We start from the raw sequence: 16,149 nt of genomic DNA, 5'->3' as shown, positions 1-16,149 counted from the left end.
TTATTTACTATTTACTTTTTAATATTCCAGTTCTAATTTTTCTTTGGTATAATTTCTTATTTTCTCGGTAAGTTCAGGGTTTTGGGCTAATTTTTGGCCGTATGAAGGAACTATTTCAAGCAACTTATCCTTCCATTCGCCCTGTAATTTCTCAGGGAAACATTTTTCAAGTACGTTCAACATTGCGTATACTGCTGTGGAAGCTCCGGGAGAAGCTCCCAACAATGAGGCGATAGTTCCGCTTTTGTTGACCACCACTTCAGTTCCGAATTCCAGTTTTCCACCATCTTTTTCATCCTTTTTAATAATCTGTACTCTCTGGCCGGCTACTTTCAGTTCCCAGTCTTCTTCTTTGGCATCTTTGATGAATTCACGAAGGTGCTGCATTCTTTGGGATTTTGTCATAGCAACCTGCTGAATAAGATATTTTGTCAGCGGAATATTGTGCCACCATGCCCCGAATAATGATCTCAGGTTTTTTGTGTTGACACTTTCAGGCAGATCAAGATAGCTTCCTTCTCTTAGGAATTTTGTGGAAAATCCGGCAAAAGGTCCAAAAAGAAGTGCTTTTTTACCATCAATAATTCTGAGATCAAGGTGAGGAACAGACATAGGCGGAGCATCTACAGTTGCCTGGGTATATACTTTAGCATGATGCTTTTCCACTAATTCCTGATTATGACTTACCAACCACTGTCCCGAAACAGGAAAGCCTCCGTAACCTTCACTTTCCTTAATATCAGAACTGTCCAGCAACGGAAGTGCATAACCTCCGGCTCCGATAAATACAAAATCTGCAACAACTTCCTGTTTATGGCTGTGAATCCTATCTTTAACCTTCATTTCCCATTTTCCGTCTTCTCTGGGATCAATATCTTTTACTTCATGATACAGGAATACTTCTACATTGGAATCTTCCAGCAGGTGTCTTCCCATTTTTCTGGTTAAAGTTCCGAAGTTAACATCCGTTCCCATATCCATTTTGGTAGCTGCCATCACTTCAGACTGATTTCTTTTGCTCATGACTAAAGGAATCCATTCTTTAAGCTGCTCGTGATCGGTAGAATATTCCATCCCGGAAAACAATACGGAATCTGACATTTTCTCATGGCGTTTTCTAAGATATTCAGCATCTTTTTCACCAAATACCAGGCTCATATGTGGACAGGAATTGATAAATTCCTTAGGATCTTTGATATATCCCTGATTTACTAGATAAGACCAGAACTGTTTTGACATTTCAAACTGTTCTGCAATGCTTTCCGCTTTGGTAATATCAATAGTGCCATCCGGTTTTTCAGGAGTATAGTTTAGTTCACAAAAAGCAGAATGCCCTGTTCCTGCGTTGTTCCATGCTGCTGTACTTTCCTTTGCAAATCTTCCGAGCCTTTCAAATATGGCAATCTCAAGACTGGGATCAAATTCGTGAAGCAGTGTTGCTAAAGTGGCGCTCATGATTCCGCCGCCTATCAGTACAACGTCATATTTCGGTTTCGGTGTTCTGCTTGTAAGCGATTGTGGCATAATTCTAAATTTTATTTCAAATTTCGGGAAAAAGTTTTATAAACAGGAAAATGTTTAACGATTTTAACACGTTAATTTTTATGGTAAAAATGGTTTTTAAACAGGCAAAAAAATTCTATGAATACTGTCAATATTTATCTATTGAAGAAATAATCAAACCAGAGTTCACAGTTATTAAATAGGTATGAAATAAAAAACTTAAGCCCTGAATGACTTAAGTTTTTTATTTTTATGATTAAGCTAGAGGTCAGTAAAGGCCTTACTTTTTCTAATTTAGTTTTGCAGTAAGCTTTTTAAACTGTTTTTCTGCATTTTTTCCTTCATAAAGGATGGCATAAACCGTATCTATAATAGGAAGCTTCAAATGCTTCTGTTTTGCTGTTTTATAAATGGAATCTGCAGCATAATATCCTTCTGCCACCATATTCATGGACTGGATTGCAGATTTTACGGTATATCCTTTTCCGATAAGATTTCCTAAACTGCGGTTTCTGGAAAAAAGGGAGTACGCTGTTACCAGAAGGTCACCCAGATAAGCACTTTCATTGACGTCTCTAGGGGCTTCGTATACAGCTTCAAGGAAAATTTCCATTTCACGGATCGCATTGGAAACAAAAACAGCGGTAAAGTTATCTCCATACCCCAGCCCGCTCGCAATTCCTGCTCCTATTGCAAAAATATTTTTAAGAATGGCACTGTATTCATTTCCTAAAATATCCTTGCTGGAATGTACTTTGATAAAATCTGAACTGAATATTTTTTCAAGTTTTTCAGCAGTTTCATCTTCTACTGCTGCTACCGTAAGATAAGAAAGTCTTTCCATAGCAACTTCCTCAGCGTGGCATGGCCCTGCAATAACCGCCTGGTTTCTGAAACCAATCTTAAATTCATCTCTCAGATAATGAGCTACCACATCGTTTACTTTAGGTATAATCCCTTTAATGGCTGAAACAAAAATTTTGTCACCATATTCACAGCTTATTTTCTCCATCGTATCCGAAAGGTAAATAGATGGGGTTGCCAATACGATCACATCGCAGGCAGAGACAAGCTCATTAATATCCGTAGTAAGTTTCAGACTTTTAAGATTAAAATTAACCGCCGTAAGATAGGTTGGATTGTGCCCGCGGAGTTCTATAGCTCCTTTTACAAATTCACTTCTTACGCACCAGTGTACTACTTTACAGTTTTCAACAAGCATTTTTACGATAGCGGTTGCAAAACTTCCGCTTCCTACTACTCCTACAGAAATATCGTTCTTATTCTTTTTTGGATTGGAAGATTCTGAAATTATTTTCTTTTTAGCCATAATTGGAATGTGAACTGCAAATATATTAAAACAAAGACGGAACGCAGACTTTTAAAACGATGATAAAAGCCACTTTCTGAAAAAATTAACACTTCAACACAATTAAACAGCTAATCAAACGTTAAATACAGAAAAAACTAAGTTTTCTTTAAAAATATACATCAAAGAGTATTTTTAATTAAATTTGCAGGCTTAAAACCGTTTTGTAAATATACTAAGAGAAGAAAAATGAAGAAATTTCTAAACAGCAAGAAGAACGTAAACATTCTCCTGGGAGGACTTTTACTAGTAGTTTTTGCGCAGGCTATCCTTATCGCCAGGTTATTTTCTGAAAAAGATGACAAAATGTACGAAGTGAACCTGGTAAAAATTAACACTGAAAAAGACAGTGTAGATTATTTGAAAATGAAAACAGATCTCACTATGGTGGATCAGACTGTAGCCCAGCTTAATTCATTCTTGAAGTCTAAAGATATCTCCAATGAAAAGCTGATGGTTCTCAGTAAAGACAGTATCTCAAATTCCATATACTTAGCTAAACAGGCCAACCGCTACAGCCAGTATTTAATGAATCTTCAGAAAAAACTGATGGAAGTTCCCCTGGGAATGCCAACAGACGGATATATTTCCTCCAATTTCGGCATCAGAAAAAACCCGATTCCTTTTAAAACGGTATTTGCTTCTGTAAAATCAAATACGGCTTCAGAATCTAAGCCGGCAGTAGTTGTTGCTGCTCCAAAGCCTGAAGTAAAAGCTGAGCCCGTTGAAAAAATCATTGAACTGACAGACAGCTATGGCAATAAAAGAGAAGTAAAGGTAATGGTAACTCCTAAAGCGGCTCCTGCTGCTCCGGCACCAACGCCTGCTGCGACAACATCAACGAAAGCTGTAGCCGGCAATGCTTCAGCAAAAGCTCCTGTGGAAAAGAACAATCCACCTGCTGAAGCTGATCAGATGCAGTTTCACAAAGGGCTGGATATTGCAGTTGCTTATGGTTCAGATGTAAGAGCTGCCGCTGCAGGAACTGTAATCTTTTCCGGACAGAAAGGAGGTTACGGAAACTGTGTTATTGTTTCTCACGGGAACGGGCTTGCCACGCTTTACGGCCACTTATCGCAATTGGTTTCAAAAGTAAATGATAAGGTAAAAGTGGGACAGGTTATCGCCAAGTCAGGAAACTCCGGGCGTTCTACAGGGCCTCACCTTCATTACGAAGTACATAAAAACAATACACCGGTTAATCCGAAATTGTTTATGAATTTATAAAAAAACGGCTGTCGAGTTGACAGCCGTTTTTTATTATTTATTTTATTTCAGAATCTTCAGAGTTCCTTTCAAGTGGGTGAATGTTCCGTTCGGTTCTGCAATATTGGTATAAATTATATTTTTGTTGTAATCCTGAATGTGGGTAACATCAGAGCCTAATTTGGGTTCATGCCAGTATACCATAAAGACATTTTTTGCCACTTCTACAGCAGTATACTGTACGGTATCTGTACTGCCTTTTACATTTTCGGAAACTCCTGTAAAGGTCATTTCTTTATTGTCTTTAAAATCCAGCATGAATTTAAGTGTTCCGAAATCGGCTTCCACTTTCTTTCCAATGGCGGGATATGGTGATTTCAGATCCCAATTCATTTCTCCAAAGAAAACTTTTGCTCCCATTTCCAGTTCTTCTTTTCCGTGAAGGTCAGGATATTTTTTTACCATAAAATCTGTAACAGCGGAAGATGTCTTATTTTCTGTGACTGCTTTTTTATAGTTTTCCAGGTAATTTTTAACGAAATCAAGGGACTGAGGAGACAAAGACTGTTTTGCAAAGTGCGAAGGTACTACCTGTTCAGGTTTTAATGCTTTCATGGCATCAATCTGCCCGATCCATTGATCGATTGCTTTGATATTCTGTGTATCTGCCATCCAGATATGTGAATCTACGGAAACGGAAATACCTCCTGCCACAGTTTTTAGAGAGGGAATCCAGACAAAACTGTGGGCAGGATCTTCAGCATTCTGTTTTATTTCAATTTTATTGCCTTCCAGATCCGGAATTGCATTAACTGCTTCCGGAATAATAATCTCTGAAGGGGCATCTTCTTTCAGCTGTGGTTTCCATACCGCCATTTTATCATCCTTTGAAGCAGATATAAGATAAGCAGTCTGTGCTGTTGAAATGATTTTTACGTTTGGAAATGCTTTTTTGATTACATCAAGTCCGAAATAAAAATCCGGGTCACTGTGGGAAATAAAAACCGTTTTCAGATTTTTTCCTGTTGCCTTAATTTCTTTTACCAGCTGTTCTGCATACTGCTTCTGAAACTGGGCATCAATAAGCATAGCATCTTTATCCCCGTAAATAATAGTGGAGGTAATAGGAAAGATAGCTTTGGCCCCGGGATTGTAAACTTTAATCTTCAGATTTCCTGCCAGAAGGATGCTTACAAACCCCAGCATCGCTACCAATGATAATAATTTCTTTTTTAACATTGTTTATTTTTTAAATTAATATGCTGCTGTAAAACGTTCACGGATGTGGTTGTTCTTTTCCAGCTCGTCTACCAAAACTACTGCTACATCTTCCACAGAAAGACGGCTTCTTCCGTTTTCATCAAAGACCGGTGTTTCCAAAGATGTTCTGTACTTTCCTGTTCTTTCTCCTACATTGGCCTGGTTCATTTCAATGGCAGGACTGAAAAAGGTCCAGTCCAACGTATTATTTTCTTTGATCCTGTTTAAATAGTCTCTTGCTGCTGTTGCTCCCGGCTTATAAGCTTCAGGAAAATCCGGAGTGTCTACAATCTGTACGTTATCGGGAGTGTAAAGGCTTCCTGCTCCTCCTACTACGATAAGTCTTTTTATTCCTGACTTTTCTACTGCTTTTTCAATATTAACAGAACCGTTCAGGAAGTCGTTGTAAAGATTGGGATTCGTCCATCCTGCATTGAAAGCGCTGATTACGGCATCACTTCCCTTTAAAGCTTCTGCCAGTTCGTCTGTATTGTTTACATCAACGCTTTTTGCAGTTACGTTTCCTTTTGTTTCTACTTTAGAGGCATCTCTCACCAAAGCTTCTACTTCATATCCTCGTTCTGCCAATTCGTTTACTACTTGTTTGCCTACAAAACCGGTCGCACCGATTACTGATACTTTTTTCATACTATTTTTTATTTTAAAATTAAATTGTAATAAAATTTGTTACATTTATGGTTAAAAATTTTTATTCGAACTGCTCTGAAAATTCTTTCAGGGATTTATCACCTAAAAATTGAGTAACCAACTTATCTGTTTCTTCAAATAATGTATTTAAATGATTATTGATCTCTTTACCTACGCTGCATGCCGGATTAGGATTTTGATTTTTCTTGCCTAAAACCTCAGTATTCTTCACTGCTCTGTAGATTTCCGATATACTGATTTGTTCTGCACTTTTAGCAAGCTGGCTTCCACCTTCTTTTCCCTGTCTGCTGACTATCAGGCCAACTTCCCTCAATACGCTGATCTCTTTTCGTACCATCACCGGATTGATGTTGATGCTGCCCGCCATCCATTCAGAAGTAAGCCACTCCTGAGGACTTTTTGCCAATAAGGTCATAATATGTATTGCCGTAGCAAATCTTGTATTGTTCATTGTAATTACAGGGCAAAGGTAAACAAATTCTTAATTGTAACAAATTTTATTACAGTTAAATTTTTCTTAAAGTATTAATTTATCCAGATCCAGCAATAAATAATTGATATTCTGATTGATTGTCCGTGTGGCAGACTGCATCTGGTTGAGCATGGCGGCACGGTTATGAAGATCATCCGCCCTGTAGAAACCTCCGTTGCTGAAAATAACTGACTGATCGGCATCAGCTTTAACATCATCAAACTGGTAATGCAGCCATCTTTCTTTCATATTGCTGATAATGGAATGCTCTTCTTTATTGGAAAACTTTTTCTCTGTATACATATACCAGATGAACGGTGGGAAATTCGGGGATTCCAGCTTTTCTCTCCAGATGTCTATCAATAAGTTTCTCTGGTGAATAAATTCTACTTTTTTTCCTTTGGGGTTAAGTGTTGCCAAACCGAAACCAGCTCCTAAAACTCCTCCACCGATATCAACTGCATTGCTCCATCCGCCATCTTTTATAATTCCACCTGCAATAGAAGCCGTAGCTCCCGTTACAATGGAAAGCAGGATAAGTTTGTTATTTTTAGATTCATTAAGGTTATCCACATAATTCCCGATCTGGGCTACTCTTTCACCTTCACAGTCGAATTCTGCAGCTACAGCATCCAGTTCTGTAAGGGCAATCGTGATTTTGCTGTTGATCCTGGATTTAAGCTGCAATACTTTAACCTGGGAAGCAATAGAGGAATCTTTTTTAAGATCAATGATCTGGTGAACTTCATCAAGATTATCCAAAGCATTTAGAATAAGAATGCTCTGATCGGAAAATATTCCCTGCAGCTCTTTATTGGCCAATAAAATGGAATCTGCATTATATGACGGAAGTTTATTGCTGTAATTGTATTTGAAAGGAGCCTTGCAATAACTATCCTTCAGGGTAAGGATATTTTGTTTAATCACCTGGTTCTTTTTGGAAACACAGGATGTCAGCAGGCTGAATACCGCCAAAATGTAAAAGAATCTTTTCATTCAGTTATATTTTTTGCTTTTTGCAGTTTTTGGATGAATAGCAGAGGACAAATCTTTATTTACTTAACCTCCTTCATTAATCTGTACGAATATAATACAAATAAAAAAATTACCCGGATTCAGGTAATTTTTTTAAGCTATTTTTAAGCCGGATTACTTTATATCCAACAGCTCCACTTCAAATACAAGTGTGGAGTTCGGTCCTATTTCTTTGCTGATCTGCTGATCTCCATATGCCAGATGCGGAGGAATAATCAGTCTCCATTTACTTCCTACGGGCATTAACTGAAGTGCTTCTGTCCATCCTTTAATTACTTTGTTCAAAGGGAAAGATGCCGGTGTACCTCTTTTCACAGAGCTGTCGAAAACTTTACCTGAAATGGTTGTTCCGTGGTAATGGCATTTTACTGTAGATTTAGGACCTGGTTTTGCGCCATCTCCTTCGGTAATGATTTCGTATTGCAAGCCGCTTGGCAACTGTACAACGCTTTCTCTTTTGCCGTATTCTTCCATGTACTCTTTACCGTCATTGAGGTTTTTCTCTGCCAGTTCTTTTTTCTTTTTAAATAACATATCTGCTACTCCCATTGTTGATATTTTTTACAAAGATAGGGGTTTTTGGCAAAGGATGGAGCAAGCGGGAAGATGGGAGCCGGAGACTGAAAAATAGAGGGACTTTATGATATACTTTATCACTAAAATACAAAGCTTCAATATTTTTTTACCACAGATTTCGCTGATTTACACAGATGATTGCACATAACTTTAACAATTTCAATAAAGTACAACATAAACATCTGTGTAAATCAGCGAAATCTGTGGTGGAAAATTCAATATAATTTTCATTTTGTCACTACAACTCTTCAAAATTCAAACAATTTTAATATTATGTTAACACAAATTCAGAAACTTGGCTTTATAATTGGATTTAAAAACTAAATGCCACAATTATTAAAATATAATAAGAAATTTGATGAGCTTAATGAGGAGGAAAAGAAACTCTTTGAAATCAATAAAAAATCGATTGCTGATTTTGTTGAACAGTCATCTTCTATAAGTGACACCAATTATGCCACCAGAAATGCCCATGCAAAAACTTATACTATAGCTGACGGTACATTTTTCATTGATAAGAATATCCCTGAAGAACTTCTTCTGTTTTTTGACAGCGAAAAATTTGATCTTACCATAAGACTTTCCAATGCCGGGCTGAAAATCAATACTGCCGGAAAAGATATTCCTGCTTATGGATTTGCTGTAAAAATCAAGGATGAAAATGGTGAACTGATCGCTAATTTTCCTCTTGTTAATTTTCCTTTATTTCCTACGAATTCGGTTTCCCAGTTTCTGAAGCTGTTTACTGCTCTGAACCGGTTTTATATCAAAAAATGGAGCAATATTTTTTCACTGACTGCTCAGGCTGCTAAAATAATTCCTTCTTTTTTCACTTTATCTTTTGTCAAAAATATTTTAAATCTTCTGGGTAAAAGAAACGACTTTATTCTGTCTTTTGACTATCATTCTGTGGGAGCTTACCGGCTTGGAGAACATATGATCAAGATCAAACTGGTTCCCAAGTCTGTCAATAAAAAATTTGGACGTAAGCTGAAGATGCAGGATGCTTTAAAAAATTATTTTCAGGATCATAATTATGCTGCAGATGTTTTTATTCAGCTGTGCTATGATCTGAAAGGCCAACCGATTAACCGGTTGAATGTGGAATGGAAAAATTCTCCTTATATTAAAATCGGGGAAGTAGTAATCAATAAAGGTTCATTGCTTGACTCCCGCGATTGTACCAATGAACTGCTTTCATTCAACCCATTTGAAAGTAAAGCTTTTTTTCAACCTGTGGGAAAAATACAGAAACTGCGTGATGAAGCATATAAGGTTTCTGTGCAGACGAGAAGAAAGATTAATAAGTTGTTGCATAAGCATCAATAAATTAAAACGATCTCAGAAATATTTTTTTAACTACGAAAATTCTGCTTTTTGAACCATTAAGATATAAAAGGCTCCTGAAATTGATCTTTCAGGAGCCTGTATTTAAAAGTAATTTTGATACTATTTATTCTTCCATCTTTTCTTTCTCATCTTCTTCCTTTTCAGGGAAAACAATGGATGCAAGAACGGAAAGCACCAATACCCCTCCTACAATTCCCAATGAAACCGGAGACGGAATATGAATCCACGGTGCAATAAGCATTTTTATCCCGATGAATGACAGGATAATTGCCAATCCGTATGAAAGTTTGCTGAACATGTGGATAAAATTCGCCAACAGGAAATATAAGGATCTCAATCCTAAGATGGCAAAAATATTGGATGTATAAAGGATGAACGGGTCATTTGAAATCGCAAAGATGGCCGGAATAGAGTCTACCGCGAAAAGAACGTCAGTAAATTCAATAACTCCCACCACTACCAAAAGCGGGGTTGCCATTTTGATTCCGTTCTGAATGGTGAAGAATTTATCACCATCATAATTATCGGAAACTTTCCAGAAGCTTTTAATTAATCTTGCTCCGGCTGTATTGTTGTAATCTTCATCATCTTCACCATCTCCTTCACCCCAGGATTTGATCCCAGCATAGACAAGGAACAGTCCAAAGAGTGTCATTACCACATTGATTTTTACTGCTTCCCCGAAGATATTCATTTCTGGAAGATAAGTAAGGTTGATAAGCCCTACCCCCGCAAAGATAAATATGGCCCTGAATATCAGCGCACCAATGATTCCCCAGAAGAGAACTTTATGATGGAGGTATTTCGGAACTTTAAAGAACCCGAAAACAAGGATAAACACGAACAGGTTATCTACGGAAAGAGCTTTCTCGATCCAGTAGGCTGCCTGATACTGTGTAAATTTCTCAATAGCCAGCGCATGGCTCTGAGGAGTTCCGTCTGTATTGAAAACCCAGTACACTACCCCGGAAAAAACCATAGATAATGAAATCCATACGACAGACCAGATGGTAGCTTCTTTTGACGATACTTCATGGCTCTTTTTGTTGAATACTCCTAAATCCAGGAGCAGCATGATAACTACCGTTACCGCAAATCCCCACACCAAGCCCGGGTGTAATTCTAAAATACTTTGATGTTCCACTTCAGTTTATGTTATTATATGATAAAAGCAATAGATGTACTGTACGCACAAATATTGCTAATTTTTAATGTTTTTATTTTGATATCAATCTATAAACAGGTTCTTGCTAAAGCCTGTAAAATTATTCATTTTTTCTGAACGAACCTAACCCTATTATGATTGAATATCTTTTGGTTACAAATAATTGGCCTGAACGGTCTGGATCGTCTGCTCCAGTTTTCTGTCTGAAGTAGCGCCCCCGATTGCATTGAATTTCCATTCTCCGTTTCTTTTATAGAAAACTCCCATTACCATAGCCACATGCCCTTTGAATGAAGCGTCATTCGCAATGTCATATTTGGCGAAAACTTCTCTTACATTGGTAGGAGTTCCTTCATAATAAATGTGAAAACCTATATACTGATCCAGTTCTTCCTGAATCAGGAATTTCCTCATGGTTCTTCCTTTGATAAATCCTGTATTACTTAAAATATTAACTGTTTTTCCCTGATTTTTAATTTCATCAAGAAAGTCGTTAATATTTTCGAAAATGATAACAGGCTTATATTCTAAAAACAGTTCTTCGCTTTTCAGATAAAAGGCTTCCAGTTTTTCTTTATTCAACTGTTTTATATCAACATTCAGTGCTCCAAGTATCATTAAATAGATCTCAAAAATCTCAATATTCCCTCCTGTAACCTCATTAACCGTATTGCAAAGATCATCATAATATTTTACGGTTTTTGCAACCTCATTTATCGGTTTATCAACATTAAAAAAAATGAGGAGAACAGCTCAACTCTTTTTGCTTTAAATTCAGGATGAGATTTGATTAGAGTAAGCCACAAGTCAAAGGAAAAATGACAGTGGTTATGAATGTCAATATCTGTTTTCAATAGTTTTAAGTTAAAAGTTTTTATTTAGCTTCTTGAAAAAGATTTAAAATTGTTCAATCATCAACAAGTGTTTAATTTCCTATTATTTTCAAAGATAAAATTTTTCTTATAAAAGCATTGCGAACTTCTCTGTTTTAAGAATTTTTTATGAAATTTCACCAACTTTTCTACTGGCTATGGGCAAAGCTTAACTATTTGTTTACATTCATTTAGCAAAAAATTCTTCAGAAAAATTTTTGACAATTAAAAAATTTATTTAAATTCGCAACCGATTAAAAATCAACAATGTCAACAAAAATGATAAATATAATAACTTTAAGCAACCCTGTGAGAGCTGTGTACTCTGGCAGCACTAAATATTTATCTGAATAGTTCTTAGATCTTGTATTATTAAAAATATATTGAAGACCTATCTGTTCAGATGGGTCTTTTTTGCTGCCTTATTTTCAGACATAATCATTAAAAGAAAATAGAATGGAACATAAGAGTTTCGTACGGGTACGGTTTCTTTAACGCAAAGAACTTCAACTCTAATCATTAGTAAGAAAGCAAAGAAATAATCAATCTCCGATTGATCTGATTAAGCTTACACTATACCAACAGCTTAATCAACGGCAAAGCCGCATTCTTTGCAAAACTTAAAATGAAAAGATTCTTAAGAAAAAACTTTGCGCCAAATAAAGTATTCCGTTTCAACAACTTGAGCATTCAATTCTAAAACATTCTAATAATCAACAATTTAAATACAGCAAAATGAAATATAACACAAGAAATATAGGAATTATAGCGCATGTAGACGCAGGAAAAACCACTTTATCGGAAAGGCTTCTTTATTACACGGGCCTTATTCACAAGATCGGAAATGTAGACGACGGAAATACCACCATGGATAAAGATATCCAGGAAAAAAACAGAGGTATTACCATTTCTTCCGCTGCCGTTTCAACGCAATGGAAAAAAGGGGAAACCGTTTATAATATCAATATCATTGATACTCCCGGACACATTGATTTTGCCGTGGAAGTGGAACGTTCTTTAAGAGTTCTGGACAGTGTTGTCGCTGTTTTCTGCGCTTCTTCCGGAGTTCAGCCGCAAACTGAAAATGTATGGTTCCAGGCTGAAAAGCATGGAATTTCAAAGATCTGTTTCATCAATAAAATGGACAGAATCGGAGCGGATTTCTTTGGAGTTCTCAAGGAAATTGAAACGAAACTTAATGCTGTTCCTATGGCTCTTCAAATTCCGATTGGAGCTGAGGCCCAGTTTGAGGGTGTCATTGACCTGATCAGACAGAAAGCGTTATACTGGACGGACGAAAACGGAGAAATCATCGTTGAAAAAGAAATTCCGGCAGATTACAAAGCTGATGCAGATGAATACAGAATGAAATTAATGGAAATTCTCGCCGGATATGATGAAGCATTCTTTGAGATTTTCATGAATCCTGAAGATAACATCACGGAAGACATAATTACTGAAGCCTTACAAAGAGTCTGCAGGTCAGGAGCTGCGGTTCCTGTCCTATGTGGTTCTGCTTTTAAAAACAAAGGAGTACAGCCTCTATTGGATGCCGTAGTAACCTATCTTCCCGCTCCGGATCAGTTGCCTGCCGTTCAGGGGAAAACTCCCGATACGGAAAAGACCGTGGAATTGGGAAGAAATGAAACGGAATATTTTTCAGGGCTTGTCTTTAAAGTCTTGATTGATAAACATATGGGCAGGTTCGCCATGCTCCGTATATATTCCGGGAAGATAAAATCCGGTGATACGGTTTTGAATGTGAGAACAGGTGAAAGTTTCAGAATATCAAGAATTCTGCAGATGCAGTCGGACAAAACGTTATCCTTGGAAGAAGGAAAAGCGGGTGATATTGTTGCCTTAACGGGAATAAAAGATGCCAAAACAGGAGATTCTTTATCTGCTGTCGGGAAACCGGTACTTTTGGAAGCGATTACCATTCCTGCTCCTGTCATCAGGGTTTCAATTGAGCCTAAAACAAACAGTGACGAGAAATCTTTCGGTTTGGTTCTGGCCAAAATCCAGGAAGAAGATCCTTCTTTAGTAGTTGAAAGGGACAGGCAAACCGGGGAGACTTTATTAAGCGGCCTGGGAGAGCTTCACCTTGAAGTTACCCTGGAAAAGATCCGTCTGAATCATGGGATAGAAGTCAATCAAGGGGAACCTAAAGTATCTTACCGTGAGATTTTAACGGAAACCAGAACTCACAGGGAAAAGCTTTCCAAGCAGAATGGCGGAAGCGGACAGTTTGCCGATATCACTTTTGAAATCGGACCTAGAGTGAGTAATGAACCGGGGCTTGAATTTATCAACCTGATTAAAGGAGGTACTATTCCTTCCGAATTCATTCCTTCTGTTGAAAAAGGATTCAGGGATGCTATGGAGAACGGGGCACTTAAAGGATATCCTCTGGAAAGCATGAAGGTAACACTTCAGGACGGTTCTTTCCATGTTAAGGATTCTGCTGCAACTGATTTTGAAATGGCAGCCAGAGATGGATTCAGAGCAGCGGCTTTATCATGCAGTCCAAAGCTTCTGGAACCGGTGATGCAGGTTGAAATTCAGAGCATTGAAGAGTATACGGGTGCAGTAACAGCCGATATTAACCGAAGAAGGGGAATTATTTCGTCTATTGATGAAAAGTCAGGCAGAAAGATTTTCACAGCAGAAGTTCCGCTGGCTTCTACTTTCGGATATATTTCTGATCTGAGGACTCTTACAAGCGGAAGAGCATCAATCAGTATGAAGTTATCGCACTATGCTTTGGTGCCTGATTTCATTGCCAATACATTAATAACCTAAAAAACAAGGGCTGTAAAGTTATTTTACAGTCCTTGTTTGGTTATTGTGATAGTGAGTGTCAATAGTGAATTCTTTTAATCTCCCGTTGATTGAACGGATGAAGCAGATTTCCCTTTCAGCTGCTTGCATCTTCCACCTTCCATCTTCCGTCTTCCTTTCTCATTACCTTACACTCTTTATTTCTCCGGTATCACTTTATACGTAGGGTCTTCCCGGATACTGATTTCTATAACGGCTTCTGCGTTTTTCAGCATTTTACGGCAGTCTTCACTGAGGTGGCGCAGATAGAGCTTTTTATTTTGCTGGCTGTAACGTTTTGATAATTTATCCAGTGCATCAATGGCACTCATATCTACAATCCTGCTTTCCCTGAAATCAACAACTACCTCATCAGGATCATCCATCACATCAAATTTATCCATGAATGCTGTTACTGATCCAAAAAATAAAGGTCCATATATTTCATAATGTTTTACACCGTTTTCATCTGTAGATTTCCTGGCCCGGATTCTTTTGGCGTTGTCCCAGGCAAAAACCAATGCGGCAATTATAACCCCTACCAGTACTGCCAGCGCAAGATTATGAAGAACAACTGTGATCAGGGCTACGGTAATTCCTACAAAAATGTCAGATTTAGGCATTTTGTTAACAATACGGATGGAAACCCACTGGAATGTACTTACAGCAACCATCATCATAACACCTACCAGCGCAGCCATTGGAATTTTTTCAATAAAAGGCGCCCCGAACAGAATAATCAGCAAAATCATAACGGAGGCAATAATTCCGGATAATCTCGCTCTTGAACCTGCATTTAGGTTCACAAGTGTTTGTGCCACCATAGCACAGCCTCCCATTCCTCCGAAAAAGCCGTTGGTGATGTTGGCAATTCCCTGCGCTACAGATTCTTTATTGGCATTTCCTTTTGAATTCGTGATCTCATCTACCATTGATAATGTTAAAAGGGATTCAATAAGTCCTACTCCTGCCATTATCAGTGCATAAGGAAAAATAATCTGTAAGGTTTCAAAAGTGAAAGGAAGCTGCGGAATATGAAAATCCGGAAGGCTTCCACTGATATGGGCAATATCCGCCACTGTTTTCGTTGGGATATCAAAGCCTAAAACTACAGCAAATACAACAATAATTGCCACTAAAGATGCCGGAACAGCTTTGGTTATCTTTGGAAAAAAATATACAATGGTAATCGTTAAAGCAGTTAATCCTGCCATAATATACAAAGGCATTCCCTGAAGCCAGCCAGAAGCCCCTGCATTACCGGTTATTTTAAACTGTTCTATCTGGGCCATAAAAATAATAATGGCGAGGCCGTTCAAAAAGCCGTACATCACGGGTTGCGGAATAAGCCTCACAAATTTCCCCAGCTTAAAAATTCCGACAAGCATCTGGAAGATTCCGGCAAGGGCAACAGCGGCAAAAAGATATTCTATTCCGTGGGATTTTATTAAAGCGATCAATACCACAATGGTTGCTCCTGCCCCACCTGAAACCATTCCGGGACGTCCGCCCAAGATAGCAGTGATGAGCCCCATCATAAAGGCTGCATAAAGCCCGGTAAGTGGAGGAAGTCCGGCCAGAATTGCAAATGAAAGTGATTCCGGAATCATGGTCATGGCTACCGTAAATCCAGCCAGAAGCTCGTTCTTGTAATTTATCTTTTTCGAGAAATCGAATAAACTTATTGTATTTTTCATTGCACTGCAAAGGTATGTACTGGGAGAATGGAATACAATATTCTTTATTTTTTTAATACAGCTTTATTTAATTAAAATAATTCACACAATCGTTCATTTAATTTGTTAATTTTAATTAAAATTAATTTTAATAGATATTTTTTATGTGTTTTTGA

13 protein-coding genes are annotated in these 16,149 nt (G+C 37.7%); 3 read left to right on the top strand and 10 right to left on the bottom strand.

What is annotated here, in order from left to right:
- Positions 1-18: 18 nt before the first annotated feature.
- Positions 19-1,524: a malate dehydrogenase (quinone) gene (mqo, locus tag HNP36_RS16970; protein WP_184166579.1), complete on the bottom strand. Its 1,506-nt coding sequence runs from the start codon at positions 1,522-1,524 to the stop codon at positions 19-21.
- Positions 1,525-1,792: 268 nt separating this feature from the next.
- The gene (locus HNP36_RS16965) at positions 1,793-2,833 is read right to left on the bottom strand and encodes an NAD(P)H-dependent glycerol-3-phosphate dehydrogenase (protein WP_184166582.1); all 1,041 of its coding nucleotides are present in this window, start codon (positions 2,831-2,833) and stop codon (positions 1,793-1,795) included.
- Between the two features lie 228 nt (positions 2,834-3,061).
- Between HNP36_RS16965 and HNP36_RS16960 the strand changes: the two genes are divergently transcribed.
- Positions 3,062-4,099, top strand: a complete 1,038-nt coding sequence (locus HNP36_RS16960; RefSeq protein ID WP_184166587.1) for a M23 family metallopeptidase — start codon at positions 3,062-3,064, stop codon at positions 4,097-4,099.
- A 42-nt stretch (positions 4,100-4,141) separates the two neighbouring features.
- Here the strand turns inward: HNP36_RS16960 and HNP36_RS16955 are convergent, their stop codons facing one another.
- From HNP36_RS16955 to HNP36_RS16935, 5 genes are all read right to left on the bottom strand, one after another.
- Entirely contained in the window at positions 4,142-5,317 is a 1,176-nt protein-coding gene (locus tag HNP36_RS16955) for an MBL fold metallo-hydrolase (RefSeq protein WP_184166590.1), read from the bottom strand.
- A gap of 15 nt (positions 5,318-5,332) precedes the next feature.
- Positions 5,333-5,986 (bottom strand): NAD(P)-dependent oxidoreductase, encoded by a 654-nt coding sequence (locus HNP36_RS16950; RefSeq protein WP_184166593.1) that lies wholly within the window; start codon positions 5,984-5,986, stop codon positions 5,333-5,335.
- Positions 5,987-6,047: 61 nt separating this feature from the next.
- On the bottom strand, positions 6,048-6,458 hold the full coding sequence (locus HNP36_RS16945) for an Rrf2 family transcriptional regulator (RefSeq protein ID WP_184166596.1): 411 nt from the start codon (positions 6,456-6,458) through the stop codon (positions 6,048-6,050).
- 66 nt (positions 6,459-6,524) lie between these two features.
- On the bottom strand, positions 6,525-7,475 hold the full coding sequence (locus HNP36_RS16940) for a hypothetical protein (protein WP_184166599.1): 951 nt from the start codon (positions 7,473-7,475) through the stop codon (positions 6,525-6,527).
- Between the two features lie 153 nt (positions 7,476-7,628).
- Entirely contained in the window at positions 7,629-8,063 is a 435-nt protein-coding gene (locus tag HNP36_RS16935; protein WP_184166602.1) for an FKBP-type peptidyl-prolyl cis-trans isomerase, read from the bottom strand.
- Between the two features lie 351 nt (positions 8,064-8,414).
- On the opposite strand from HNP36_RS16935, the gene HNP36_RS16930 reads away from it, so the two are divergent.
- Complete coding sequence (locus HNP36_RS16930; protein WP_184166605.1) at positions 8,415-9,419, top strand: catalase; 1,005 nt, start codon at positions 8,415-8,417, stop codon at positions 9,417-9,419.
- 124 nt (positions 9,420-9,543) lie between these two features.
- Here the strand turns inward: HNP36_RS16930 and HNP36_RS16925 are convergent, their stop codons facing one another.
- Both HNP36_RS16925 and HNP36_RS19290 read right to left on the bottom strand, forming a co-directional pair.
- Positions 9,544-10,584, bottom strand: a complete 1,041-nt coding sequence (locus HNP36_RS16925; protein ID WP_184166621.1) for a TerC/Alx family metal homeostasis membrane protein — start codon at positions 10,582-10,584, stop codon at positions 9,544-9,546.
- A gap of 174 nt (positions 10,585-10,758) precedes the next feature.
- On the bottom strand, positions 10,759-11,223 hold the full coding sequence (locus HNP36_RS19290; protein WP_228456421.1) for a TerD family protein: 465 nt from the start codon (positions 11,221-11,223) through the stop codon (positions 10,759-10,761).
- 989 nt (positions 11,224-12,212) lie between these two features.
- Between HNP36_RS19290 and fusA the strand changes: the two genes are divergently transcribed.
- On the top strand, positions 12,213-14,279 hold the full coding sequence (gene fusA, locus HNP36_RS16910; protein WP_184166624.1) for an elongation factor G: 2,067 nt from the start codon (positions 12,213-12,215) through the stop codon (positions 14,277-14,279).
- Between the two features lie 176 nt (positions 14,280-14,455).
- Here fusA and HNP36_RS16905 read toward each other — a convergent pair whose 3' ends face one another.
- Entirely contained in the window at positions 14,456-15,994 is a 1,539-nt protein-coding gene (locus HNP36_RS16905) for a SulP family inorganic anion transporter (protein WP_184166627.1), read from the bottom strand.
- Between the last annotated feature and the right edge of the window lie 155 nt (positions 15,995-16,149).

The sequence above is a fragment of the Chryseobacterium shigense genome (genome assembly GCF_014207845.1).
Classification (GTDB): domain Bacteria; phylum Bacteroidota; class Bacteroidia; order Flavobacteriales; family Weeksellaceae; genus Chryseobacterium; species Chryseobacterium shigense_A.
The sequence above is the reverse complement of the archived record's forward strand: the minus strand, read 5'-3'. Positions and strand labels throughout refer to the sequence as shown.